This window comes from Pseudomonas sp. B10 (assembly GCF_900156235.1).
Taxonomy (GTDB): domain Bacteria; phylum Pseudomonadota; class Gammaproteobacteria; order Pseudomonadales; family Pseudomonadaceae; genus Aquipseudomonas; species Aquipseudomonas siliginis.
Genome location: NZ_LT707063.1, coordinates 1,867,978 through 1,890,011, shown reverse-complemented (window position 1 = coordinate 1,890,011; position 22,034 = coordinate 1,867,978). Strand labels below are relative to the sequence as shown.

Here is a 22,034-nt window from a genome sequence, read left to right as displayed (position 1 = left end):
GCGAATACGCCATGACCCTGCAGTACCCAACCATCGCCGATTGCGTCGGCAACACGCCGCTGGTGCGTTTGCAGCGCCTGCCCGGTGCTACCAGCAACACCCTTTTGCTCAAGCTCGAAGGGAACAACCCGGCGGGTTCGGTCAAGGACCGTCCGGCGTTGTCGATGATCACTCGCGCCGAGTTGCGCGGGCAGATCAATCCCGGCGATACGCTGATCGAGGCGACCTCCGGCAATACCGGCATCGCGCTGGCGATGGCCGCTGCGATCAAGGGTTACAAGATGATCCTGATCATGCCGGACAACTCCAGCGCCGAGCGTAAAGCGGCGATGACCGCTTATGGCGCCGAGCTGATCCTGGTGACTCAGGAAGAGGGCATGGAAGGCGCCCGCGATCTGGCCCAGCGTATGGAAGCCGAAGGCCGTGGCAAGGTGCTCGACCAGTTCGCCAATGGCGACAACCCGGAAGCGCACTACACCACCACCGGCCCGGAAATCTGGCGTCAGACCCAGGGCAGCATCACCCATTTCGTCAGTTCGATGGGCACCACCGGCACCATCATGGGCGTGTCGCGCTACCTCAAAGAACAGAGCGACAGCGTACAGATCGTCGGCCTGCAACCGATGGAAGGCTCGGCCATTCCCGGCATCCGCCGCTGGCCGCAGGAATACCTGCCGAAGATTTATCAGGCTGACCGCGTCGATCGCATCGTCGACATGGCGCAAAGCGAAGCCGAAGACGTTACCCGGCGTCTGGCCCGCGAAGAAGGCATCTTCTGCGGCGTGTCCTCGGGCGGCGCGGTTGCAGCGATGCTGCGCTTGTCCAAAGAAGTTGAAAACGCGGTGATCGTCGCGATCATCTGCGACCGTGGCGACCGTTACCTGTCGACCGGCATTTTCGACGCGCCGAACTGATGGCCAAACACGAGAGAGGCCTGCGCTTCCAGCCCACCGGCGGCAGCAAGGCGCCACAGATCCCGACCGGCAAAAAGCAGCGCTTGAACATCGAGCGCCTGGCCAATGACGGTCGCGGTATCGCGTTTTTCGAAGGCAAAACCTGGTTCGTCCTCGGCGCCCTTGCCGGTGAAGAGGTCGAAGCACGGGTGCTCGGCGCCCACGGCAAAGTGGTCGAGGCGCGCACCGAACGCGTGTTCAAGGCCAGCGAGTTGCGGCGCCCGGCAGCATGCCCACACTTCGGCCGCTGTGGCGGTTGCAGCGTTCAGCACTTGCCCCACGACGAACAGCTCGCCCTGAAACAGCGCATGCTCGCCGAGCAATTGTCGCGGGTGGCCGGTGTCGAACCTGAAGAGTGGGCGGCGCCGCTGACCGGCCCGGAATTCGGCTACCGTCGGCGCGCGCGCATCGCCGTGCGCTGGGACATGAAGGCAAAAAAACTCGAAGTGGGTTTCCGCGCTGCCGGCAGTCAGGACATCGTCGCGATCAGCGAATGCCCGGTGCTGGTACAGCCCTTGCAGCCGATCATGACTCGCTTGCCGGAGATGCTGCGGCGCTTGAGCAAACCGCAGGCGCTGGGCCATGTCGAGTTGTTCAGCGGCTCATCTCTGGCGCTATTGCTGCGGCACATGGCGCCGTTGTCCGAAGCGGATCTGAGCATTCTCAAGGATTTCTGCCAGTTCCATGAAGCGCAGTTGTGGCTGCATGGCGAAGGTGAACCGCAACCGGTCGAAGCCGGTCAGAGCCTCGGCTATCGCCTGGAACAGTGGGATCTCGAGCTGGCTTATCGGCCGGGTGACTTCGTTCAGGTCAACGCCGGGGTCAACGAAGCGATGATCGCTCAGGCGCTGGACTGGCTTAAACCGACGGCTGAAGAACGCGTGCTCGACCTGTTTTGCGGGTTGGGAAATTTTGCGCTACCGCTGGCCAAAAGCGTCCGTGAAGTGGTGGCGGTGGAGGGTGTGCAGACCATGGTCGAGCGAGCCGCTGCCAACGCTGTCAGTAACAATTTGCATAACACAAAGTTTTTTCAAGCCGATTTATCCCAGCCTTTGAGCGATGCCCAGTGGATCGGAAACGGCTTTTCTGCGGTACTCTTGGACCCACCGCGTGACGGTGCTTTCGAGGTGGTGCGCAAGCTCGCGACCCTGGGTGCCAAGCGGTTGGTATATGTGTCGTGCAATCCGGCCACGCTGGCGCGCGACACGCAGGAATTGATCAAGCAGGGCTACCGGTTAAAACGTGCCGGGATTCTCGATATGTTTCCTCAGACGGCACATGTCGAGGCCATGGCGTTATTTGAAGCGAGCCAGGACGGCTCGTCTGAATCCGTCTGATCTGTCCGCGCAGCGCTCGCCGGAGCCCCGCGAGCGCGAACGGACACTGAGGATCAGCGATTTGACGCATTGAATCTGCGTCGTAGGGAAGGTAAAGCAGCATGGTACAGGTGAGAGCACACCAGCCGATCAACACCGACGGCAGTATCAATCTCGAGGCCTGGCTCGATCACGCGGTCAGTGTCGATCTGGCACTGGATCGCGAGGCCTTGAAAGAGGCCTGCGAGTTCGCTCGCGAGGCCGAACAGCAGTCCAACGCGAAGAAGAATCTGTGGGCCGAAGGCTCCGGCAGTTTCAGCACTGGCCTCGAGATCGCCGAGATCCTCGCCGACCTCAAGCTCGATCAGGATTCACTGGTCGCCGCCGTGTTGTATCGCGGCGTGCGCGAAGGCCAGATCGAGCTGGCGGCCATCGGCCAGCGCTTCGGTCCGGTGGTGGCCAAGCTGATCGACGGCGTGCAGCGCATGGCGGCCATCAGCGCCAGTCTCAGCCCACGGCAATCGATGGTCATGGGCACCCAAGGGCAGGTCGAAAACCTGCGCAAGATGCTCGTGGCGATGGTCGATGACGTGCGCGTTGCGCTGATCAAACTGGCCGAACGCACCTGCGCCATCCGTGCGGTGAAAACCGCCGACGATGAAAAGCGCAACCGCGTCGCTCGCGAAGTCTTCGACATCTATGCGCCGCTGGCCCATCGCCTCGGCATCGGTCACATCAAATGGGAACTGGAGGACTTGTCCTTCCGCTATCTCGAACCCGATCAATACAAGCAGATCGCCAAGTTGCTCCACGAGCGGCGGCTGGACCGCGAGCGCTTCATCAGCGACGTGATGACCCAGCTCAAGGACGAACTGCAGGCCACCGGCGTCGACGCCGACATCAGCGGCCGGGCCAAACACATCTACTCGATCTGGCGCAAAATGCAGCGCAAGGGGCTGGAATTCAGCCAGATCTACGACGTTCGCGCCGTGCGCGTGCTGGTGCCGGAAATGCGCGACTGCTACACCGCGCTCGGTATCGTCCACACCCTGTGGCGGCACATCCCGAAAGAATTCGACGACTACATCGCCAACCCGAAAGAGAACGGCTACCGCTCGCTGCATACGGCGGTGATCGGCCCGGAAGGCAAGGTCCTCGAGGTGCAGATCCGCACCCACTCCATGCACGAAGAAGCCGAACTCGGCGTCTGCGCGCACTGGCGCTACAAGGGCACCGACGTCAAATCCGGCTCGAACCATTACGAAGAGAAGATTTCCTGGCTGCGTCAGGTGCTCGAATGGCATGAAGAGCTGGGTGACATCGGCGGTCTGGCCGAGCAGCTGCGCGTCGATATCGAGCCCGATCGGGTCTACATCTTCACTCCCGACGGTCACGCCATCGACTTGCCGAAAGGCGCAACGCCGCTGGATTTCGCCTATCGGGTACACACCGAAATCGGCCACAACTGCCGGGGCGCGAAGATCAACGGCCGTATCGTGCCGCTGAACTACAGCCTGCAGACCGGCGAGCAGGTCGAGATCATCACCAGCAAGCACGGCACGCCGAGCCGCGACTGGCTGAACCCGAACCTCGGTTACGTCACCACCTCGCGCGCGCGGGCGAAGATTGTTCACTGGTTCAAGCTGCAGGCTCGCGATCAGAACGTTGCGGCCGGTAAAACCCTGATCGAGCGCGAACTCAATCGCCTCGGCCTGCCGGCGGTGGATTTCGACAAGCTGGCCGAAAAAGCCAACATGAAAACCGCCGAAGACATGTTCGCCGCCCTCGGTGCCGGCGACCTGCGTCAGGCGCATCTGGTCAACCTTGCGCAGCAACTGGTCGAGCCGGAGCGCGGCAACGAACAGTTGGAATTGATCCCGCGCAAGGCTACCGGTTACAAACCGGGCAAGCGCGGCGATATCCAGATCCAGGGCGTCGGCAACCTGATGACGCAGATGGCCGGCTGCTGCCAGCCACTGCCGGGCGATGCAATTGTCGGTTACATCACCCAGGGCCGGGGCGTGAGCATTCACCGCCAGGACTGCGCCTCGGTGCTGCAACTGGGCGGGCGCGAGCCGGAGCGGATCATCCAGGTCAGCTGGGGGCCGGTGCCGGTGCTCACCTATCCGGTGGACATCATCATCCGCGCCTACGACCGTTCCGGACTGCTGCGTGACGTCTCGCAGGTGCTGCTCAACGAGCGCATCAACGTGCTGGCGGTCAACACCCGCTCGAACAAGGAAGACAACACTGCGCTGATGTCGCTGACCATCGAGATCCCCGGTCTGGATGCGCTCGGGCGGCTGCTGGGGCGGATTTCGCAATTGCCGAACATCATCGAAACCCGGCGTAACCGTACCCCGTGAAGATGACTCTGATCCCATGTGGGAGCTGGCTTGCCAGCGATGCAGACAACTCGGTCTCTCAGGAGAGTCGAGGTGATGCAATCGCTGGCAAGCCAGCTCCCACAGGATTTTGTGGTGAGCCTGATAAATGATGTATTCACTCGAAGACCTGCTCCACCTGATGTCCCGCCTGCGAGATCCGCAGTTCGGTTGTCCGTGGGACATCAAGCAAACCTACGCGACGATCGTCCCGCACACCCTCGAAGAAGCCTATGAAGTGGCCGATGCCATCGAGCGTGGCGATCTCGATCACTTGCAGGGCGAGTTGGGCGATCTGTTGTTTCAGGTGGTGTATTACAGCCAGTTGGCCAAGGAAGAAGGGCGGTTCGAATTCGCCGGGGTGATCGACAGCATCACGCGCAAACTGATCCGCCGTCATCCGCATGTGTTCCCGACGGGCGATCTCTACGCGCCGCTCGACGTGCCGCGCTTGAGCGAAGAACAGGTCAAGCAGCGCTGGGAAGAGATCAAGGCCGAAGAGCGCGCCGAGAAAGCCTCGGCGCCCGAGCAGTTGTCCTTGCTTGATGATGTGCCGGCCACGTTGCCGGCACTGTCGCGCTCAGCCAAGTTGCAAAAACGCGCCGGGCAGGTCGGTTTCGACTGGCCGGACGCTTTGCCGGTCCTCGACAAGGTTCGCGAAGAGCTCGATGAAGTGCTCGAAGCCATGTCCGAAAACGATCCGGAGGCGGTGGCCGACGAGATCGGCGACCTGCTGTTTTCCGTGGTCAATCTGGCCCGGCATCTGAAGGTCGATCCGGAAACCGCCTTGCGCGGCGCCAACGGCAAGTTTGAAAGACGTTTCCGTTTTATCGAACAGGCATTGCGCGACACCCACCGTCCCATGGAAGATTGCACCCTCGAAGAGTTGGACGCCCTGTGGGGCGAAGCCAAACGCCAGGAAAAGAATGAGCCCAGCTGCGGCTGAGCCGTTGCCCAAGTGAGTAAGCATTGATGAGCCTTTCCCTTCGCGACCAGTTGCTCAAAGCAGGCCTGGTCAACCAAAAGCAGGCCAAGCAGGTCAGCAAAGACAAGCAGAAGCAACAGCGCCTGGCCCACAAAGGCCAGGCCGAGCTGGACGATTCGCAGCAGCGCGCCGCCCAGGAAGCCATGGCCGAGAAGGTCAAGCGCGACCAGGAACTGAACCGTCAGCAGCAGGAGAAGGCCGAGGCCAAGGCCCGCGCCGCGCAGGTCAAGCAGTTGATCGAAGTCTCGCGTCTGCCCAAGCTGACCACCGAGGACTACTACAACTTCGTCGACGACAAGAAGGTCAAGCGCATCTCGGTCAACACGCTGATGCGCAACAAGCTCAGCAGCGGTTCGCTGGCGATCGTGCACCACAATGGCGGCTATGAAGTGATTCCCCGTGAAGCGGCGCTGAAGATCCAGGAGCGCGACCCGCAGCGCATCGTCCAGCTGAACGTGCAGACCGAAGAGGTCAACGCCGAGGACGATCCGTACGCGGCGTACCAGATCCCTGACGATCTGATGTGGTAAATCCACGGCTGTAACATCGACGAACCCCGCTCATGGCGGGGTTTGTCGTTTTCAAATGCTGTGTTGTTTCAGGCGGACTTCAGTTCTCGTTGCTGTTCCTGCACTTCCAGTTCGGCCTTGTAGTTATGCGCATCTATTTCGTTGTGGAACATGCCGACCAGCAAGTCTTGTTGATGCACATCCCAGATACGGATGCCGGCGGCCAGGCCTTCGTGGGACATGTGTGAATCGTCGCGTTCAGTTACTTTTACAGTCATCTGCTAGCTCCAGATCTCAAGTTACTGCACCAAGGCGTGTGCAGGACTCTGTTATAGGATTTGTTAGTCAGCTAAGTAAACTGCCAATTGGCGCAAGGTGTTGTTGCGGATTTCGCAACAAAGCTGCAGGCCGCGTAAACCGCGACATTCGGTCGCAGGGCATTAAGTTTCATGACAGAAGTTTCATCTCCAGAACACCCTGAAACCCTGTGGGAGCTGGCTTGCCAGCGATGACGTCGGCACAGCAAACATCTCCGTTGCCTGACACTACGCTATCGCTGGCAAGCCAGCTCCCACAGAGATCAGCGGTGTCCTAGCTAATTTTCAGGCAAAAAAACGCCCCGAACCAGTCGGGGCGTTTTCAGGTGCGGCTCAGCAGCGGGGAATTACTTGCCTTCCCAGCGCTTCAGTACCAGCGTGGCGTTGGTGCCGCCAAAGCCGAAGCTGTTGCTCATCACGGTGTTGATGGTGGCGTTCTCGCGGGTCTTGGTCAGCACCGGCAGATCGGCCACTTCCGGGTCGAGCTCGTCGATGTTGGCGGAGCCGGCGATGAAGTTGCCTTCCATCATCAGCATGCAGTAGATCGCTTCGTGCACGCCGGCGGCGCCCAGGGAGTGACCGGACAGGCTCTTGGTCGAGCTGATCGCTGGAGCCTTGTCGCCGAACACTTCACGCACACCTTTCATTTCCGCAACGTCGCCGACCGGAGTCGAAGTGCCGTGGGTGTTCAGGTAGTCGATCGGGGTGTCGACGGTGGACAGCGCCTGCTGCATGCAGCGGATCGCGCCTTCGCCGCTCGGGGCAACCATGTCGTAGCCATCGGACGTTGCGCCGTAGCCAACGATCTCGGCGTAGATCTTCGCGCCACGGGCCAGAGCGTGTTCCAGCTCTTCGACGACAACCATGCCGCCGCCGCCAGCGATGACGAAACCGTCGCGGTCCTTGTCGTAGGCGCGGGAAGCTTGTTCCGGGGTGTCGTTGCGCTTGCTGGACAGGGCGCCCATCGCGTCGAACAGGAACGACTGGCTCCAGTGCTCTTCTTCACCGCCACCGGCGAAGACGATGTCCTGCTTGCCCATCTGGATTTGTTCCATGGCGGTACCGATGCAGTGAGCACTGGTGGCGCAGGCAGAAGCGATGGAGTAGTTCAGGCCCTTGATCTTGAATGGCGTGGCCAGGCAAGCGGAAACGGTGCTGCTCATGGTCCGCGTTACACGGTACGGGCCAACGCGTTTCACGCCTTTCTCGCGCAGGATGTCCAGCGCTTCCATCTGGTTCAGCGTGGAAGCACCACCGGAACCAGCGATCAGGCCGGTACGCGGGTTGGACACTTGCTCTTCGGTCAGGCCGGAGTCAGTGATGGCGTCTTTCATGGCCAGGTAGGCGTAAGCCGCTGCATGACCGACGAAGCGATAGATCTTGCGATCGATCAGCTCTTCAAGGTTGAGGTCGATGGAGCCGGAAACCTGGCTACGCAGACCCATTTCAGCATATTCCGGGTTGAACCGGATGCCAGGGCGGCTTGCACGCAGGTTAGCGGAGACGGTCTCTTTGTCATTGCCCAGGCACGAAACGATGCCCAGACCAGTGATAACGACGCGGCGCATGCGAATAACCCTTAGAAGTTGTCAGTGGAGGTGAACACGCCGACGCGCAGGCCTTCGGCGGTGTAGATTTCGCGTCCGTCGACACTGACCGAACCATCGGCGATGGCCATGTTCAGCTTGCCCTTGAGGACGCGTTTGATATGAATGTTGTAAGTGACTTTCTTGGCGGTCGGCAGCACCTGACCGAAGAATTTCACCTCGCCCGAACCCAGCGCACGGCCGCGGCCCGGCAGGCCTTGCCAGCCCAGGAAGAAACCGACCAGTTGCCACATGGCATCCAGACCCAGGCAGCCCGGCATCACCGGATCGCCTTCGAAATGGCAGGCGAAGAACCACAGGTCAGGGTTGATATCCAGCTCGGCGACCAATTCACCTTTGCCGTACTTGCCGCCTTCTTCGCTGATATGGGTGATGCGATCCACCATCAGCATGTTCGGGGCGGGCAGTTGCGCGTTACCTGGGCCGAACAGCTCACCGCGACTGCAGCGCAGCAGGTCTTCCCGAGTAAAGGCGTTTTGTTTGGTCATGCGAGCTCCTCAATAATCCCATGCGGCAGGTGGGGCAGATCTTCCCGACCGTTCAAGGCATTCATGCCTCGAACCGGCAGCCTACTCATAGACTATTGCGTTGTGGTGAAAGTCACAGCACCAAGGACATGAATGTACACTTGTGCACTGAAATTTTTAATCAAGCCCCTTTTGGGGCTCGTTCGGGTGCCTAAGACTGCCGCACTTTCGCTTTTCACGCCAGTCGCAGATGGTCGAAAGGCCCACACTACGACACCCAGCGTTGCAAAATCTGCTGCAGGTCATTGCGTTTGAACGGCTTGGCCAGGTAATCGTTCATCCCCGCTGCCAGACAGGTTTCGCGATCGCCCTGCAAGGCGTTGGCGGTCAGCGCGATGATCGGCACATCGCGGCGTCCGGGGAGGTCGCGGATCTGTCGCGTGGCCTCGTAGCCGTCGATGATCGGCAGCCGGCAATCCATCAGAATCACTTCGAATTCGCCACCCTCGGCACTGCGCACCGCTTGCGCGCCATCGGTCGCCACGCTGACCGCAAACCCGAGGCTGCGCAGCATCGCTTCGATCACAGTCTGGTTGACCGGATTGTCTTCGACCAGCAACACATGGCGTCCTTCGCCCTGACCACTACCGTTCGGCGCTCGCGGCGCGGCCAGCGCTGGCATTGCCTGTTTATACAGTGCCAGCGGGATTTCCAGGGTGAACACCGAGCCACGACCTTCTTCGCTCTGCGCGCGCAACGTACCGCCCATGCGTTCAGCCAGGGTCCGCGCGATCGGCAGACCAAGCCCGGTGCCACCGTAACGACGGGAGATCGAACTGTCGGCCTGCTGGAAGGCATTGAACATCAGCTCCAGACTTTCCGAAGAAATGCCGATGCCGCTGTCACGCACCGAGCAGGTGAACCACAGCAGTTCATGGTCCAGCGACTGCCATTGCGCCTCGATGCTGACCCGGCCCTGCTCGGTGAACTTCAAGGCATTGCCGACCAGATTGACCAGAATCTGCCGGATCCGCGTCGGATCGCCCTGCACCTGCAAGCCGCGCATGTCGTCGGGAATGCGCAGATTCAGTGCCAAGCCTCGCTGCACCGCGCTGTGCTGGAACGACTGCGCGCAGGCGCCGATCAGCTCGGCGAGATTGAACGGGATGTGCTCCAGCTCCAGCTCCGAACGCTCGATTCGCGAGAAGTCGAGAATGTCATTGATGACCTTGAGCAAGTGCTCGGTCGACTCCGAAGCGAGTGCGGCGTATTCGACCTGCTCTTCGGTCATCTCGGTGGTTTCAAGCAACTGCAACATGCCCAGCACGCCGTTCATGGGCGTGCGCAGTTCGTGGCTCATCATCGCCAGAAAATCCGATTTGGCGTTGTTGGCCTTTTCCGCCTCTTCGCGGGTCTGGATCAACTGCGCCATCGCCTGCTGCTGCTCGCGGCTGGCCTGTTCCAGCGCCTGGGCGAGGTTATTGATGTGTTGCGACAGCGCGCCCAGTTCGGTGTCGTCGACAATCGGCAGCGGGGTTTTGTAATCGCCTTCCTGAATCGCCTTGACCGCATCGCCAATGTCACGGATCGGCTGCGACAGACTGCCGGCCAGACGACGGGCGACGACAAAGGTGAAGAGCAGGGCGAACAGCGCGAGAACCCCGGCTTTGAACAGGATCTCCTGCTGGCGCTGACTGAAAGCGTCATTGGACAGCCCGACGATCACTCGCCCGAGATAATCCTCGCCGGCGGTGCTGTTGCTGACCTTGCCGTCCTGGAAGAAGTCGTTGTGTAAGGCGATCCGCTGCAAACGCACCGGGGCCTGGAACACTTCGACCTGATGCGGGCGACTGTGGCTGTCGGCCGGTTGTTCGACATACACCAGAATCCGGTTGGCGCTGTCCTGCACTTCGAGAAAACGCACGTTGGGCGTGGCGAGCGTCGCCTTGAGCAGGCTTTCCAGCACTTCGTTGTTGCCGGAGATCACTCCGTATTCCGTGGCCGGGGCGAGTTGGTTGGCGATCAGCTGGCCGGTGTGATTCAGCTCCTGACGCAAATCCTGAATGCGGACGAAGGTAAAGAAGCTGATCAACAGCAACGTCAGCAGCAGCGCCGGGCCGAGGCTGATCAGCTGCGTGCGGGTGTTGATGTCCCAACGGCGACGAAAACTCATGGGCGGCGCTCTCCTTCGGCCAAGGCACTGGCGACAGATGCTTTATTCAGCGGTTCGATGCCTAAGGAACGAGCCACCTGCGCATTACTTGAGACTTTGAAACGAGCGGGGTAAAGCGTTCGAGGCCATGCGCTGGTGGGCTGATCGAGCAAATGGTCGAGGACCGCCAGCCAGTCGCTCTGGTCGCTGTAGGTACTGGCGAGGCTGCCAGCGCGAACGAATGCAATGTTGGGGCCGATCAGCGCAACCTGACGCGAGTAGCTGCTGAGCAGGAGGTTTTTCGCCGTTTGCGAGTTGTACAGATCGGGGTCATCCAGGCCGAGCAAGACGTCGCTGCTTTTCAGCACCGCTTGCAGCGGACGGCTGTCGTGGATGTTGTCCCAGCGCTGGCTGACAATCTCCAGGTTCAATGGCCGTGCAGCCGCGCGCAATTCGTCAATGAGGAATTCGCCGTGCTCATCGAACAGCACGCCGACCCGCCGCGCCTGCGGCAAGATCCGCCGGATCAGTTGCAATTGCCGGCTCAGCGGTGGGTCGCTCCAGAGCAGGCTCAGGCGCGCCGGTTGGGCATCGGCGAAACGCTGGCGCGCCTGCAAGCGGCTGATGCGCAACACCAGCGTCGACGGGCCTTGTGAGCCTTGCAGACGCCAGTCGAGGCTGGGCAGGTCGAGCAGAATCAAGCGCAGACTGGCCGGTAATTTGCCCGGTGCCGGCAAACTGGCCAGCGGCTGGAACCGCACATTGTCGGTCGGGCGCAGTTCACTCAGCGCTTGTACAAAAGCCTGCACGCCGGGGCTTTCCTCGGCGCCGGTCAACAGAATATCCGCCGCCTGCACCGCGACGCCGTGCAGCCACGCGGTCATGAACAGGCAGAGCCCCGCCAGCCAGTGGCCAAGGGTTGGCGTCTTCCGTGACGGGCCGTTGCGCATCCTAGAACTCCAGCTCGGCACTGAAATACATCACCCGGCGTTCATCGTAATTATTGTCGACGAAGGTGTTCGGCTGATGGTCGAGGCGCTGTTGCAGCACGCCGGCCAATTGCAGCTGAGCTTTGCCAATGGCGATGCGTTTGGCGATGCGCGTGTCAACGCGTTCGAAGCGATAGCCGTTGAGCGCGTTGTCACCGTAATAAAAGAGGGCGCTGTTCCAGCCATGCCCCCAGTTGCGCAGCCAACCGGCGGAACCACTGTTGCGCGAGGTCAACTGCTGATCCAGCGGATTGCTCGCCTCGGCGTCGACGAAGGCGTAGGTCAAACGCAAGCGGTCGGCGCTGCTGAGGCGCCAGTCGAGTTGCGTTTCGGTGCCGCGAAAGCGCGAGCTGTTGGCGTTGCTGGCGATGTACTGATTATTGCGCAGCGGCTCGCTGATCATCCCGGTGATTTCGTCGTAGAACAGCTTCACGTCCACGGCCAGCCCGAGCTCGGCGAAGTAACCGTTGTAGCCCAACTCGCGCGAGCGCATGTGTTCCTGATCGAGATCGCCGGGGCCACGGGTCTTGACGAAATACCGCGCCGACGACTGGCCGTAGGCCGAGGGGCGCAGGTTGCTGACCTGATAGCTCCAGTTGACGTTGTTCTCGAACATGTCCGGCGAACGGATCGCCTCCGAGTACACCGCGCGCAGGCCGTGACGCGGGTTGATCAGGTAGTTGACCGCGAAGCGCGGGGTCAGCGAACTGCCGATCAGTTGCGTGTCTTCGAACATCGCCCCGCCCTGCAGCAGCCAGTGCTCGGTAGCGCGCCATTCCAGTTGGCCGAAGGCGCGCCAGGTGGTGTCGTCGAGGGTGCCGTTGAAATAGGTCTCGGAATCGGCGCGGTCGTAGCGGTAGTTGAGGCCGCTGACCAGTCGCAGGCTGTCGGCCAGGCTGAGGGTGTCCTGCAGTTCGAGGTCGTAGCGCGATTCGCGGGCGCTCTGGTCGATATCGCCGCACAAGGTCTGGCTGGCGCCGTTGCGCCATTGCTCGAGCACTTGATTGGCCAGCGCCATTTCCTGCGGCGTGCCGGGTGCCGCGCCGGGGCCGGTGAACTGGTTGATGTTGCGCGCCAGCCGTTCGGTGTAATTCGGGTTGAGCTGCCACAGCTGCGTCAGTTCAGGGCTGAACGACACTTCGGCATCGCAGGCGCGCCAGACCTGCTGGCGATCCCAGTGCTGCGCCGAACCTTGCACATAGAGGCTGTGTTCAGGATTGATGTCGAGGTTCCAGCGCACCGAACCGGCGTAATCCTTGGCCACCACGTCGGAATTGTTCCCTGCGTCGGTAATCCCCGAGAACACCGGGCGGTAGGTATAAGGCCGCTGATTGCTGCCGTCTTTGGCGTTGAGCTGCCAGTCGAGACTTTGATCTTCATTGAGATCATGGCTGACCGCCAAGCTGAGACGATTCAAGCGCCGACTGTCGCGATAATCGGCGCCGATACGATCGCTGTCGAAACCGTCGTCTTCCTGGCCGGACAGCGACAGGCGCAGATCGCCGCCATCCCAACCGGTGCCCTGACTGGCATAAAAGTCGTCGATGCCACGCTGGCCACGGGTGATTTTCAGGCGCGTGCCATGGCTGTCGGCCGGGTGACGAGTGATGATGTTGATCACCGCCATCAACGCGTTGGCGCCATAGCTGACAGTGTTCGGACCGCGAAACACCTCGATCCGCTCGATATCTTCCATCGCGACCGGAATATCGCTCCAGTCCACCGTCGCCAGCCCGGCGCGATACACCGAGCGGCCATCGATCAACACCTGCATGCGCCGTGCTTCGCTGGCGTTGGTGCCGTGGTAATTCACCGCCGGCTGATTGCCGTTGATGCTGCCAACCATCATCCCCGGCACCAGTCGCAGTAGCTCGCTGATGTCGCGGGCACCGCTGGCGCTGATCAATTCGCTGTCGAGAACGGTCATGCTCCCCGGTACTTCGGCCGGGGTCTGCTTCAGCCGCGTGGCGGTAAGTACCGGCGGCAGCGTCTGGCTGTCGACGAACAGATCGTCCGCCAGCACCAGCGGGCTGAACATCAGCGCGAGTAACAGGGGCGAGCTCGGGGAAGGAGGGCCAGAAAACACGACACAGCCTGCAGAGAGAAGAATTGGCGCGCATGTTAACCGAGGGCGGCGACTTTTCCAGTGACGTTGCAGGCATTTTCCTAGGTTTTATTGGTCTTCTTCCTACAAATGTCGGTAATTGTTGCTGGGGCTGGCCGCCACCGGGTCGCCCCGTATAATGCCCGGCATCGCCACTGGTATGGATTAACGGATTGCATATGACTGAACAGCGCCCGATTGCGGTCCTGGGAGGCGGAAGTTTTGGTACCGCCGTGGCCAATCTGCTGGCCGAGAACGGCCATCAAGTCCTTCAGTGGATGCGTGACCCCGAGCAGGCCGAGGCCATCCGGGTCAATCGCGAAAACCCGCGTTACCTCAAAGGCATCAAGATTCTCCCGGGCGTGACTGCTGTCACCGACCTGCAGGCCACTCTCGATGCTTGTGATCTGTGCTTTGTCGCGCTGCCGTCCAGCGCCTTGCGCAGCGTACTCGCCGCCCACGCCGAGCGTTTGAGCGGCAAGATGCTGGTGAGCCTGACCAAAGGCATCGAAGCGCAGACCTTCAAGCTGATGAGCCAGATTCTCGAAGAGATCGCCCCGCAGGCGCGCATCGGCGTGTTGTCCGGGCCGAACCTGGCACGGGAAATCGCTGAGCACGCGTTGACCGCCACGGTGGTTGCCAGCGAAGACGAAGAACTGTGCAAGGCAGTACAAGCTGCGCTGCACGGTCGTACCTTCCGCGTTTACGCCAGCGCCGACCGTTTCGGTGTCGAGCTGGGCGGGGCGTTGAAAAACGTTTACGCGATCATCGCCGGCATGGCGGTGGCATTGGAAATGGGCGAGAACACCAAGAGCATGCTGATCACTCGCGCCTTGGCCGAGATGACCCGCTTTGCGGTGAATCAGGGCGCCAACCCGATGACCTTCCTCGGTCTGGCCGGGGTTGGCGATCTGATCGTCACCTGTTCGTCACCCAAGAGCCGCAACTACCAGGTCGGCTTCGCCCTCGGTCAGGGTTTGAGCCTCGACGAAGCGGTGTCGCGTCTCGGCGAGGTCGCCGAAGGGGTCAACACCCTCAAAGTGCTCAAGGCCAAGTCCCAGGAAGTCGGCGTGTACATGCCGCTGGTCGCCGGGCTGCACGCGATCCTGTTCGAAGGACGCACGCTGGAGCAGGTGATCGGTCTACTGATGCGTGCCGAGCCGAAAACCGACGTCGACTTTATTTCCACCAGCGGTTTCAACTGATTCAGCTGTTACACGGACAGGAAGCAAGCCATGAACGAACCGAAAAGCGAAACCCAGTACGAATCCATCCTCCTGCGGGTGTTGTGGATGATCGTTTATCTGCTGGTCTGGCAAGTCGCGCAGTTCATCCTCGGCGCGGTGGTATTGGTGCAACTGATCTACCGCCTGATCTACGGCGCACCGAGCGCCAGCCTGATGAATTTCGGCGACAGCCTCAGCCAGTTCCTCGCGCAGATCGGCCGCTTCGGCACGTTTCACAGTGACCAGAAGCCTTGGCCGTTCGCCGACTGGCCAGCGCCGCGCACCCCGGAAGGGGAAGCGCCGCACACCGTCGCCCCGACCGCGCACCCGGTGCGCGATGAGGAGCCCAAACTATGAAACTGTGGGTATTGCGTCATGGTGAGGCAGTGCCTCACGGCTCGAAAATCGATTCCGAGCGCGAGCTGACCGAGCACGGCCGTAACGAAGTCCTCAGCAGCGCTGCGCATCTGATGGGCCAGCCGCTGACGGCGATCTACGCCAGCCCTTATCTGCGCGCGCAGCAAACCGCGCAGATCGTGCGCGAGGCGCTGGGGTTCGAGCCGGAGATCCGTACGGTCGAGTGGCTGACGCCGGAGAGCGATCCGGACAAGGTCGCCGAGCAATTGGTCGCGGTGAGCAATGTGCTGCTGGTCAGCCACAACCCGTTGGTGGGCAATCTGCTCAGCTATCTACAGCACGGCGCCGGGCATCCGCCGGAGCGGGTGAGTACGGCGGGGCTGGCGGAGCTTGAGCACAGCGAGCTGCTGATTGGCTCGATGAAGCTCAACAGCCTCAAGCACCCTTAACGCTATATCCCTGTGGGAGCGAGCCTGCTCGCGAAGGCGGCGTGTCATTCACCCTTTTTGGGCTGACATACTGCATTCGCCAGCAGGCTCGCTCCCACATTGGTTTCTGTCACCCCAAGAAATTATTTGTTTGAAAATTCCAACCAAGCACTTGCTTGGTTGACTACGCTTGCTCCAGACCAAAAAAACAGGAGCGAGTCGCATGTCTGCCGCCTTCCGTTTGCCGCTGGACGTGTTCTACGAACGGGAAGCCCGGCACCCGCGCCAGCGCTTTCTTGTGCAGCCCATCGGCGGCGGTCAGGTCGAGACGCTGACGTGGGCCGATGTCGGCCATCAGGCCCGCTGCGCCGCGCACTGGCTACGCGCGCGGGAGTTGCCGCCCGGCAGCCATATCGCCCTGATCTCGAAAAACTGCGCGCACTGGATCATCGCCGACCTGGCGATCTGGATGGCCGGGCATGTGTCCGTGCCGCTGTACCCCAATCTCACCGCCGAGTCCGTGGCACAAGTGCTGACTCATTCGGAAAGTGCGCTGGCGTTCATCGGCAAACTGGATGACTGGGCGGGCATGGCGCAGGGCGTGCCGGCGGGCCTGCCGACCATCAGCCTGCCGCTGCATCCGTCGGGGGAGTTCGATTACAGCTGGGCGGATCTGCAGAGCTGTTCGCCAATCCAGGACGATCCACGTCCCGCCGCCGAGCAATTGGCGACGATCATTTACACCTCCGGCACCACCGGCCTGCCCAAAGGCGTGATGCACAGTTTCGCCAATCTCGGTTTCGCTACCAGTCGCGGCACGCAGTTGTTCGGGCTCAACGAGAACGATCGGCTGCTGTCGTATCTACCGCTGTGCCACGTTGCCGAGCGCATGTTTGTCGAATTGGCCTCGATCTATACCGGGCAGACCGTGTTCTTCGCCGAAAGCCTCGAGACTTTCATCACCGATCTGCAGCGCGCGCGGCCTACGGCAATGTTCGGCGTGCCGCGTATCTGGACCAAATTCCAGATGGGGGTGTACAGCAAGATCCCGGCGCAGCGTCTGGACTTCCTCCTCGGGTTGCCCTTCATCGGCAAGCGGGTCGGGCACAAAGTGCTGGCCGGGCTCGGCCTGGATGCCTTGCGCGTAGCGTTGTCCGGTGCCGCGCCGGTGCCGCAGACCTTGCTCGCCTGGTATCAGAAACTTGGCCTCGATGTGCTGGAGGTGTACGGCATGACCGAGGGCTGCGGCTATTCGCATATCTGCCTGCCGGGGCGATACAAACAGGGCTGGATCGGCCAGCCGTGCCCGGAAGTCGAGGTGCGCATCGATGAGTCCGGCGAAGTGCAGGTGCGCAGCCAGGCCAACATGCTCGGCTATTTCAAGGAACCGCAGAAAACCGCCGAGACGCTGACCGCAGACGGCTTTCTGCGCACCGGCGACAAGGGTGAGCAGGACAGCGAAGGGCGCCTGCGCCTGACCGGGCGACTCAAGGAAATCTTCAAGACCAGCAAGGGCAAATACGTCGCGCCGGCGCCGATCGAAAACCGTCTGGCCGTGCATTCACGCATCGAACAAGTGTGCGTGGTCGGCGATGGCCTGAGTGCACCGCTGGGGTTGTGCGTGCTGTCGACGGTCAATCAGCAAGAGCCTCGTGCCAGCCTGCACGCCAGCCTGGAAAAATTGCTGGAGGAGGTCAACGCCGCCCTCGACAAGCACGAACGCCTGCACCGACTGGTAGTGGTCAAGGACAGTTGGGCGGTGGACAACGGCTTCCTCACGCCGACTCTGAAAATCAAACGCAACGTCATCGAAGACCGCTACGGCGCACGCTTCGAAGAATGGAGCGCGCGCAGCGAGGCGGTGCTGTGGCAGGATTGAGCATCGATTACAACAACAAAGGAAGTCTGCGATGAGCTTGTGGCGTACTACTCCCGACATCGAACAGTTGAACGCAATCCAGAAGAACACCATCGGCGAAGTGCTGGATATTCGCTTCGAAGCCTTCGACGAACAGTCGCTGACCGCGAGCATGGTCATCGACCATCGCACCCACCAGCCTTACGGTCTGCTGCATGGCGGCGCATCGGTGGTACTGGCGGAAACCGTGGGTTCGATGGCCAGTTATCTGTGCATCGATGCCAGCAAGTTCTATTGCGTCGGCCTGGAGATCAACGCCAACCACTTGCGCGGCTTGCGTAGCGGAAGGGTGACGGCGGTGGCCACGCCAATTCATATCGGCCGCACCACGCACGTCTGGGACATCCGTTTGACCAGCGACGAGGGCAAGGCCAGTTGCGTATCGCGCCTGACCATGGCGGTGGTGCCGCTGGGGGAGCAGCCGCCGCTGCGTTGACAGGTTGTAGATCAAAAGATCGCAGCCTTCGGTGTTGTGGTCTTTTGCTTGCGAAGCGTCTCCACCACCATTTCTGGCAGTTATGGTCATTGCTGCGGCGCCGGCTCTTGCGGACAATCAACGCCACGATTCCCGCTCATGGATTTGCCCGCATGTCGCAACCGATCTTTTTCGCCCACGCCAACGGTTTCCCCTCGGGGACCTATGGCAAGTTGTTCGCGGCGCTGGCGCCGGAGTATCGGGTCGTGCATCTGGAGCAGCACGCCCATGACCCGCGTTTTCCGGCGGACGACAACTGGTACAACCTGGTCGATGAACTGATCCATCACCTGGAGCAGCAAGAGCAGCCGGTGTGGGGCGTCGGCCATTCCTTTGGCGGTCTGCTGCACCTGCATGCGGCGTTGCGTTGTCCCGAGCTGTATCGCGGCGTGGTCATGCTCGACTCGCCAGTACTGACCCGCACTGATCAGTGGGTGATTCGCGCGGCCAAGCGCTTTGGTTTCATCGACCGGCTGACACCCGCCGGGCGCACCCTCGGGCGGCGTGAAGAATTCGCCGATCTCGACAGTGCACGCATTTACTTTTCCGGCAAAACCCTGTTTCGCGGCTTCGATCCGGAATGCTTCGATGCCTACCTGCAACACGGTTTGCATCAGGTCGACGACAAGCTGCGTCTGCGTTTTGACCCGGCCACCGAAATCAGCATTTATCGCGGCGTGCCGCACACCAGTCCCGGGCGCACCCGCCAGTTGCAGGTGCCGCTGGCCATCGTGCGCGGGCACAAGAGCCGCGTGGTCATGCGCCATCACACACGTTTCGTCTCGCGTCTGCCCCAGGGCGAGGCGCTGAGCATGCCTGGCGGGCACATGTTCCCGCTGGAGCGTCCGCAGGACACAGCTCGGCTGCTCAAGAATCTGTTCATGCGCTGGGAACAGCGACAGAACAAGGATTGCGCATGAGCCCGACCTGCGAAGAAGTGCGCCTGAACCTGCCGCACATCGAGTTGGCCGCGCATATGTTCGGCCCCGAGGACGGCCTGCCGGTGATCGCGTTGCACGGCTGGCTCGACAACGCCAACAGCTTCGCGCGACTGGCGCCCAAGCTTGATGGCTTGCGCATCGTCGCGCTGGACATGGCCGGCCACGGTCATTCCGCTCATCGACCAAGCGGCGCCGGTTATGCCCTGTGGGACTACGCCCATGATGTGCTGCAAGTCGCTGAACAACTGGGCTGGAAGCGTTTCGGCCTGCTCGGGCATTCGATGGGCGCGATTGTCTCGATGGTGCTGGCCGGTTCGCTGCCCGAGCGCATCAGCCATCTGGCGCTGATCGACGGCGTGATTCCTCCGACAGACAAGGGCGAAAACGCTGCCGAGCGCATGGGCATGGCCCTGCAGGCGCAACTCGCTCTGCGGGACAAGCGCAAACCGGTCTATACCACCCTCGAGCGTGCCATCGAGGCGCGGATGAAAGGCCTGGTGGCGGTCAGTCGCGAGGCCGCCGAACTGTTGGCCCAGCGCGGTTTGATGCCGGTGCCCGGCGGTTACACCTGGCGCACCGACAATCGCCTGACCCTGCCATCACCGCTGCGCCTGACGGAAGAACAGGCAATGGCGTTTGCCTTGCGCGTCGGTTGCCCGGCGCATCTGGTGGTCGCGTCGGATGGCATGCTGGCCAGGCATCCTGAGTTGCTGCAGCGTCTACCCTTCAGTCACGAACAGTTGCCGGGCGGGCATCATCTGCACCTGAATGACGAGGCTGGCGCAGGTCTTGTAGCAGACTGTTTCAATCGCTTCTTCGCCATGCCTTGACTTGCTACCGGCAACTGCCGAGGCTGGGCGGGTTGAAACAGGAGACAAACTTGATGGATTTCTATACCGCTGCGACCCCGACCCGCCCAGCCATGACCGTCCGGTGAGCCTGACTATGCGGCCACTCAGTCTTTTCGCGCTGTGCTGCTTCAGCTCCTTGTCCTTCGCTGCCGATGTGCCGGGCAGCCAGGATCTGCAAATCGTGCCGCGTCTGGCCGATGCTCAGATTGTCGACTATCGCCCGGCGGCCGAGCTGGAGCGCATCTACCCGCTGGGCTCGATCCGCAAGATCAGCGGCCAGTTGCGCTTCGACGGCCAGGTCACCGCCCGCGGCCAGACCACCTCGGTAACCTACGAGTTGCCGCCGGAACATTCCGCCACCGAAGCCTTTACCGCCGCCCGCGAAGCCCTGCAACAGCAGGATGCCGAGTTGCTGTTCTGGTGCCAGGCCCGCGATTGCGGCGAAAGCAGCCTGTGGGCCAACGAAGTGTTCGGCAACGCCAAGCTGTATGGCTCTGACGAACAACAGGCCTATCTGTTGCTCAGGCTGGCGGCGCCAAAGGACAACACGCTGGTGGCGCTCTACAGCATCACTCGCGGCAATCGCAAAGCCTATCTGCATGTCGAGCAATTCGAGGCGGCTGCGCCGTTGGGCGAGTTGCTGCCGACCTCGGCGACTCTGCTGCGCCAGTTGAAAAGCACCGGCGAGCTGGATTTCCCGAAACTGGTCGATGAGCCGGATGCCACCTGGCTGCGCCTGATTTCCCGTGGCCTGAATCTCGACACGACCTTGCGGGTCACGGTTTCCGGGCCCAAGGCCGAAGCCTGGCGCCAGGCGTTGATCACTCAGGGGGTGCGGGCGGCCCGGATGGAAACCGGCAATCTCGAAGGCTCTGGCCTGCGCATCGACCTGTTGCGATAAGCTGTGCCGGGCGAGCATGCACACAGTGTTCGCCTACTCTTTCGCTGACTGACTTTGCCGGGACTTCCCATGCTCAATAACGATCGCCTGCTGGTGCAGATTCTGCTGCTGGTGTTGTTTGGTGCCAGCCTTTGGGTGATGGCGCCGTTCTGGTCGGCGCTGTTCTGGGGCGCGGTGCTGGCGTTCGCCAGTTGGCCGCTGATGCGTTTGCTGACCCGCGCGCTCAATGGCCGTGAATCGCTGGCCGCGTTGATCCTGACACTGGGCTGGATGTTGCTGGTGGCGGCGCCACTGGTGTGGCTGGGTTTCAACCTCGCCGATCATGTGCGCGATGCCACGGCATTCATCAAGGATGTGCAGGTCGACGGTTTGCCGGAAGCACCGACCTGGCTTGGCAGCGTGCCTTTGGTTGGTGAGCGGCTGGTGTCGATGTGGGACAGCATCGATCAACAGGGCGCGGCGTTGATGGTCTCGATCAAGCCGTATCTGGGGCAGGTCGGCAACTGGTTGCTGGCACGCAGCGCGCAGATCGGCGGGGGGATTCTCGAGCTGACGCTGAGCCTGGTGTTCGTGTTCTTTTTCTACCGTGACGGGCCACGACTGGCGGCGTTTGTGCACAGTCTGCTGCAGCGCTTGATTGGTGATCGTGCCGGCTATTACATCGAACTTGTCGCAGGAACGGTGCAGCGGGTGGTCAACGGTGTGATCGGTACGGCGGCGGCGCAGGCGGTGCTGGCGTTGATCGGCTTTTTGATTGCCGGGGTCCCTGGGGCGCTGGTGCTGGGGATCGTCACGTTTATGCTGAGTCTGATTCCGATGGGGCCACCGCTGGTGTGGGTGCCGGCCACGGCTTGGCTGGTGTGGAAGGGTGAGTACGGGATGGCGATCTTTCTCGGGATCTGGGGGACGTTCATCATCAGTGGTGTGGACAACGTGCTCAAGCCGTATCTGATCAGCCGTGGCGGCAATCTGCCGTTGGTGATTGTGTTGCTCGGGGTGTTTGGCGGGTTGATTGCGTTTGGCTTTATCGGGTTGTTTATTGGGCCTACGTTGTTGGCTGTGGCTTATAGTCTTTTGACGGATTGGAGTAAGAGTCAGGCTCGGGTCTAGGGGGGGGCTTGGCGGCCTTTGGGCCGACCAGGCTCTTGGGGTTT

The 22,034-nt window shown here is 61.5% G+C and carries 20 protein-coding genes; 14 read left to right on the top strand and 6 right to left on the bottom strand.

The annotated features are described in order from the left end of the window. Window positions 1-11 precede the first annotated feature (11 nt). The 5 genes from cysM to BXA01_RS08435 all read left to right on the top strand — a co-directional run bounded on the left by cysM (window position 12) and on the right by BXA01_RS08435 (window position 6,168). The gene (gene cysM / locus BXA01_RS08455) at window positions 12-914 is read left to right on the top strand and encodes a cysteine synthase CysM (RefSeq protein ID WP_039757833.1); all 903 of its coding nucleotides are present in this window, start codon (window positions 12-14) and stop codon (window positions 912-914) included. Then, window positions 914-2,290: a 23S rRNA (uracil(1939)-C(5))-methyltransferase RlmD gene (gene rlmD / locus BXA01_RS08450; protein WP_076563842.1), complete on the top strand. Its 1,377-nt coding sequence runs from the start codon at window positions 914-916 to the stop codon at window positions 2,288-2,290. The genes cysM and rlmD overlap by 1 nt, the downstream gene beginning before the upstream one ends. A gap of 101 nt (window positions 2,291-2,391) precedes the next feature. Beyond that, window positions 2,392-4,635 carry a GTP diphosphokinase gene (gene relA, locus BXA01_RS08445; protein ID WP_041479585.1) on the top strand — a complete coding sequence of 748 codons (2,244 nt, stop codon included), beginning with the start codon at window positions 2,392-2,394 and terminating at the stop codon, window positions 4,633-4,635. A gap of 130 nt (window positions 4,636-4,765) precedes the next feature. Then, window positions 4,766-5,599, top strand: coding sequence for a nucleoside triphosphate pyrophosphohydrolase (gene mazG / locus BXA01_RS08440; RefSeq protein ID WP_076567690.1), 834 nt, complete (start codon window positions 4,766-4,768; stop codon window positions 5,597-5,599). Window positions 5,600-5,625: 26 nt separating this feature from the next. Next, window positions 5,626-6,168, top strand: coding sequence for a DUF2058 domain-containing protein (locus BXA01_RS08435; protein WP_016773645.1), 543 nt, complete (start codon window positions 5,626-5,628; stop codon window positions 6,166-6,168). 68 nt (window positions 6,169-6,236) lie between these two features. On the opposite strand, the gene BXA01_RS08430 is transcribed toward BXA01_RS08435, so the two are convergent. From BXA01_RS08430 to BXA01_RS08405, 6 genes are all read right to left on the bottom strand, one after another. Next, window positions 6,237-6,425, bottom strand: coding sequence for a hypothetical protein (locus BXA01_RS08430; protein WP_016773646.1), 189 nt, complete (start codon window positions 6,423-6,425; stop codon window positions 6,237-6,239). Window positions 6,426-6,811: 386 nt separating this feature from the next. Beyond that, window positions 6,812-8,032, bottom strand: coding sequence for a beta-ketoacyl-ACP synthase I (gene fabB / locus BXA01_RS08425; protein WP_016773647.1), 1,221 nt, complete (start codon window positions 8,030-8,032; stop codon window positions 6,812-6,814). Window positions 8,033-8,043: 11 nt separating this feature from the next. After that, window positions 8,044-8,559 carry a 3-hydroxyacyl-[acyl-carrier-protein] dehydratase FabA gene (gene fabA, locus BXA01_RS08420; RefSeq protein ID WP_024013962.1) on the bottom strand — a complete coding sequence of 172 codons (516 nt, stop codon included), beginning with the start codon at window positions 8,557-8,559 and terminating at the stop codon, window positions 8,044-8,046. Between the two features lie 247 nt (window positions 8,560-8,806). Then, window positions 8,807-10,711 carry an ATP-binding protein gene (locus tag BXA01_RS08415; protein WP_076563841.1) on the bottom strand — a complete coding sequence of 635 codons (1,905 nt, stop codon included), beginning with the start codon at window positions 10,709-10,711 and terminating at the stop codon, window positions 8,807-8,809. Continuing rightward, window positions 10,708-11,640, bottom strand: a complete 933-nt coding sequence (locus tag BXA01_RS08410) for an ABC transporter substrate-binding protein (protein ID WP_076563840.1) — start codon at window positions 11,638-11,640, stop codon at window positions 10,708-10,710. The genes BXA01_RS08415 and BXA01_RS08410 overlap by 4 nt, the downstream gene beginning before the upstream one ends. 1 nt (window position 11,641) lies before the next feature. Beyond that, window positions 11,642-13,717: a TonB-dependent receptor domain-containing protein gene (locus BXA01_RS08405; protein WP_076563839.1), complete on the bottom strand. Its 2,076-nt coding sequence runs from the start codon at window positions 13,715-13,717 to the stop codon at window positions 11,642-11,644. Between the two features lie 245 nt (window positions 13,718-13,962). On the opposite strand from BXA01_RS08405, the gene BXA01_RS08400 reads away from it, so the two are divergent. From BXA01_RS08400 to BXA01_RS08360, 9 genes are all read left to right on the top strand, one after another. Then, on the top strand, window positions 13,963-14,988 hold the full coding sequence (locus tag BXA01_RS08400) for an NAD(P)H-dependent glycerol-3-phosphate dehydrogenase (RefSeq protein WP_041479589.1): 1,026 nt from the start codon (window positions 13,963-13,965) through the stop codon (window positions 14,986-14,988). Between the two features lie 30 nt (window positions 14,989-15,018). After that, window positions 15,019-15,366 (top strand): DUF4389 domain-containing protein, encoded by a 348-nt coding sequence (locus BXA01_RS08395; RefSeq protein ID WP_076563838.1) that lies wholly within the window; start codon window positions 15,019-15,021, stop codon window positions 15,364-15,366. Continuing rightward, the gene (gene sixA / locus BXA01_RS08390; RefSeq protein WP_076563837.1) at window positions 15,363-15,815 is read left to right on the top strand and encodes a phosphohistidine phosphatase SixA; all 453 of its coding nucleotides are present in this window, start codon (window positions 15,363-15,365) and stop codon (window positions 15,813-15,815) included. Before BXA01_RS08395 ends, sixA begins: the two co-directional genes overlap by 4 nt. Window positions 15,816-16,017: 202 nt before the next feature. Then, window positions 16,018-17,673 (top strand): AMP-binding protein, encoded by a 1,656-nt coding sequence (locus BXA01_RS08385; RefSeq protein ID WP_076563836.1) that lies wholly within the window; start codon window positions 16,018-16,020, stop codon window positions 17,671-17,673. Between the two features lie 31 nt (window positions 17,674-17,704). After that, on the top strand, window positions 17,705-18,148 hold the full coding sequence (locus BXA01_RS08380; RefSeq protein WP_016773655.1) for a hotdog fold thioesterase: 444 nt from the start codon (window positions 17,705-17,707) through the stop codon (window positions 18,146-18,148). 152 nt (window positions 18,149-18,300) lie between these two features. Continuing rightward, window positions 18,301-19,107, top strand: a complete 807-nt coding sequence (locus tag BXA01_RS08375; protein ID WP_076563835.1) for an alpha/beta fold hydrolase — start codon at window positions 18,301-18,303, stop codon at window positions 19,105-19,107. Continuing rightward, the gene (locus BXA01_RS08370; protein ID WP_076563834.1) at window positions 19,104-19,958 is read left to right on the top strand and encodes an alpha/beta hydrolase; all 855 of its coding nucleotides are present in this window, start codon (window positions 19,104-19,106) and stop codon (window positions 19,956-19,958) included. Before BXA01_RS08375 ends, BXA01_RS08370 begins: the two co-directional genes overlap by 4 nt. A 115-nt stretch (window positions 19,959-20,073) precedes the next feature. Further along, a complete protein-coding gene (locus BXA01_RS08365; protein WP_076563833.1) occupies window positions 20,074-20,880 on the top strand; it encodes a DUF4892 domain-containing protein in 807 nt (268 codons plus the stop codon). A 69-nt stretch (window positions 20,881-20,949) separates the two neighbouring features. Continuing rightward, complete coding sequence (locus BXA01_RS08360) at window positions 20,950-21,990, top strand: AI-2E family transporter (protein WP_076563832.1); 1,041 nt, start codon at window positions 20,950-20,952, stop codon at window positions 21,988-21,990. Window positions 21,991-22,034: the final 44 nt, after the last annotated feature.

Excerpts from the sequence above, each read along its gene's own strand:
- BXA01_RS08430 (WP_016773646.1), bottom strand. The coding sequence starts at position 6,425 with ATGACTGTAAAAGTAACTGAACGCGACGATTCACACATGTCCCACGAA.
- BXA01_RS08380 (WP_016773655.1), top strand. The coding sequence starts at position 17,705 with ATGAGCTTGTGGCGTACTACTCCCGACATCGAACAGTTGAACGCAATC.
- cysM (WP_039757833.1), top strand. The coding sequence starts at position 12 with ATGACCCTGCAGTACCCAACCATCGCCGATTGCGTCGGCAACACGCCG.
- BXA01_RS08435 (WP_016773645.1), top strand. The coding sequence starts at position 5,626 with ATGAGCCTTTCCCTTCGCGACCAGTTGCTCAAAGCAGGCCTGGTCAAC.
- relA (WP_041479585.1), top strand. The coding sequence starts at position 2,392 with ATGGTACAGGTGAGAGCACACCAGCCGATCAACACCGACGGCAGTATC.
- rlmD (WP_076563842.1), top strand. The coding sequence starts at position 914 with ATGGCCAAACACGAGAGAGGCCTGCGCTTCCAGCCCACCGGCGGCAGC.
- mazG (WP_076567690.1), top strand. The coding sequence starts at position 4,766 with ATGTATTCACTCGAAGACCTGCTCCACCTGATGTCCCGCCTGCGAGAT.
- BXA01_RS08415 (WP_076563841.1), bottom strand. The coding sequence starts at position 10,711 with ATGAGTTTTCGTCGCCGTTGGGACATCAACACCCGCACGCAGCTGATC.
- sixA (WP_076563837.1), top strand. The coding sequence starts at position 15,363 with ATGAAACTGTGGGTATTGCGTCATGGTGAGGCAGTGCCTCACGGCTCG.
- BXA01_RS08370 (WP_076563834.1), top strand. The coding sequence starts at position 19,104 with ATGAGCCCGACCTGCGAAGAAGTGCGCCTGAACCTGCCGCACATCGAG.
- BXA01_RS08405 (WP_076563839.1), bottom strand. The coding sequence starts at position 13,717 with ATGTTCAGCCCGCTGGTGCTGGCGGACGATCTGTTCGTCGACAGCCAG.
- BXA01_RS08400 (WP_041479589.1), top strand. The coding sequence starts at position 13,963 with ATGACTGAACAGCGCCCGATTGCGGTCCTGGGAGGCGGAAGTTTTGGT.
- BXA01_RS08410 (WP_076563840.1), bottom strand. The coding sequence starts at position 11,640 with ATGCGCAACGGCCCGTCACGGAAGACGCCAACCCTTGGCCACTGGCTG.
- BXA01_RS08375 (WP_076563835.1), top strand. The coding sequence starts at position 18,301 with ATGTCGCAACCGATCTTTTTCGCCCACGCCAACGGTTTCCCCTCGGGG.
- BXA01_RS08385 (WP_076563836.1), top strand. The coding sequence starts at position 16,018 with ATGTCTGCCGCCTTCCGTTTGCCGCTGGACGTGTTCTACGAACGGGAA.
- fabB (WP_016773647.1), bottom strand. The coding sequence starts at position 8,032 with ATGCGCCGCGTCGTTATCACTGGTCTGGGCATCGTTTCGTGCCTGGGC.
- BXA01_RS08365 (WP_076563833.1), top strand. The coding sequence starts at position 20,074 with ATGCGGCCACTCAGTCTTTTCGCGCTGTGCTGCTTCAGCTCCTTGTCC.
- BXA01_RS08360 (WP_076563832.1), top strand. The coding sequence starts at position 20,950 with ATGCTCAATAACGATCGCCTGCTGGTGCAGATTCTGCTGCTGGTGTTG.
- BXA01_RS08395 (WP_076563838.1), top strand. The coding sequence starts at position 15,019 with ATGAACGAACCGAAAAGCGAAACCCAGTACGAATCCATCCTCCTGCGG.
- fabA (WP_024013962.1), bottom strand. The coding sequence starts at position 8,559 with ATGACCAAACAAAACGCCTTTACTCGGGAAGACCTGCTGCGCTGCAGT.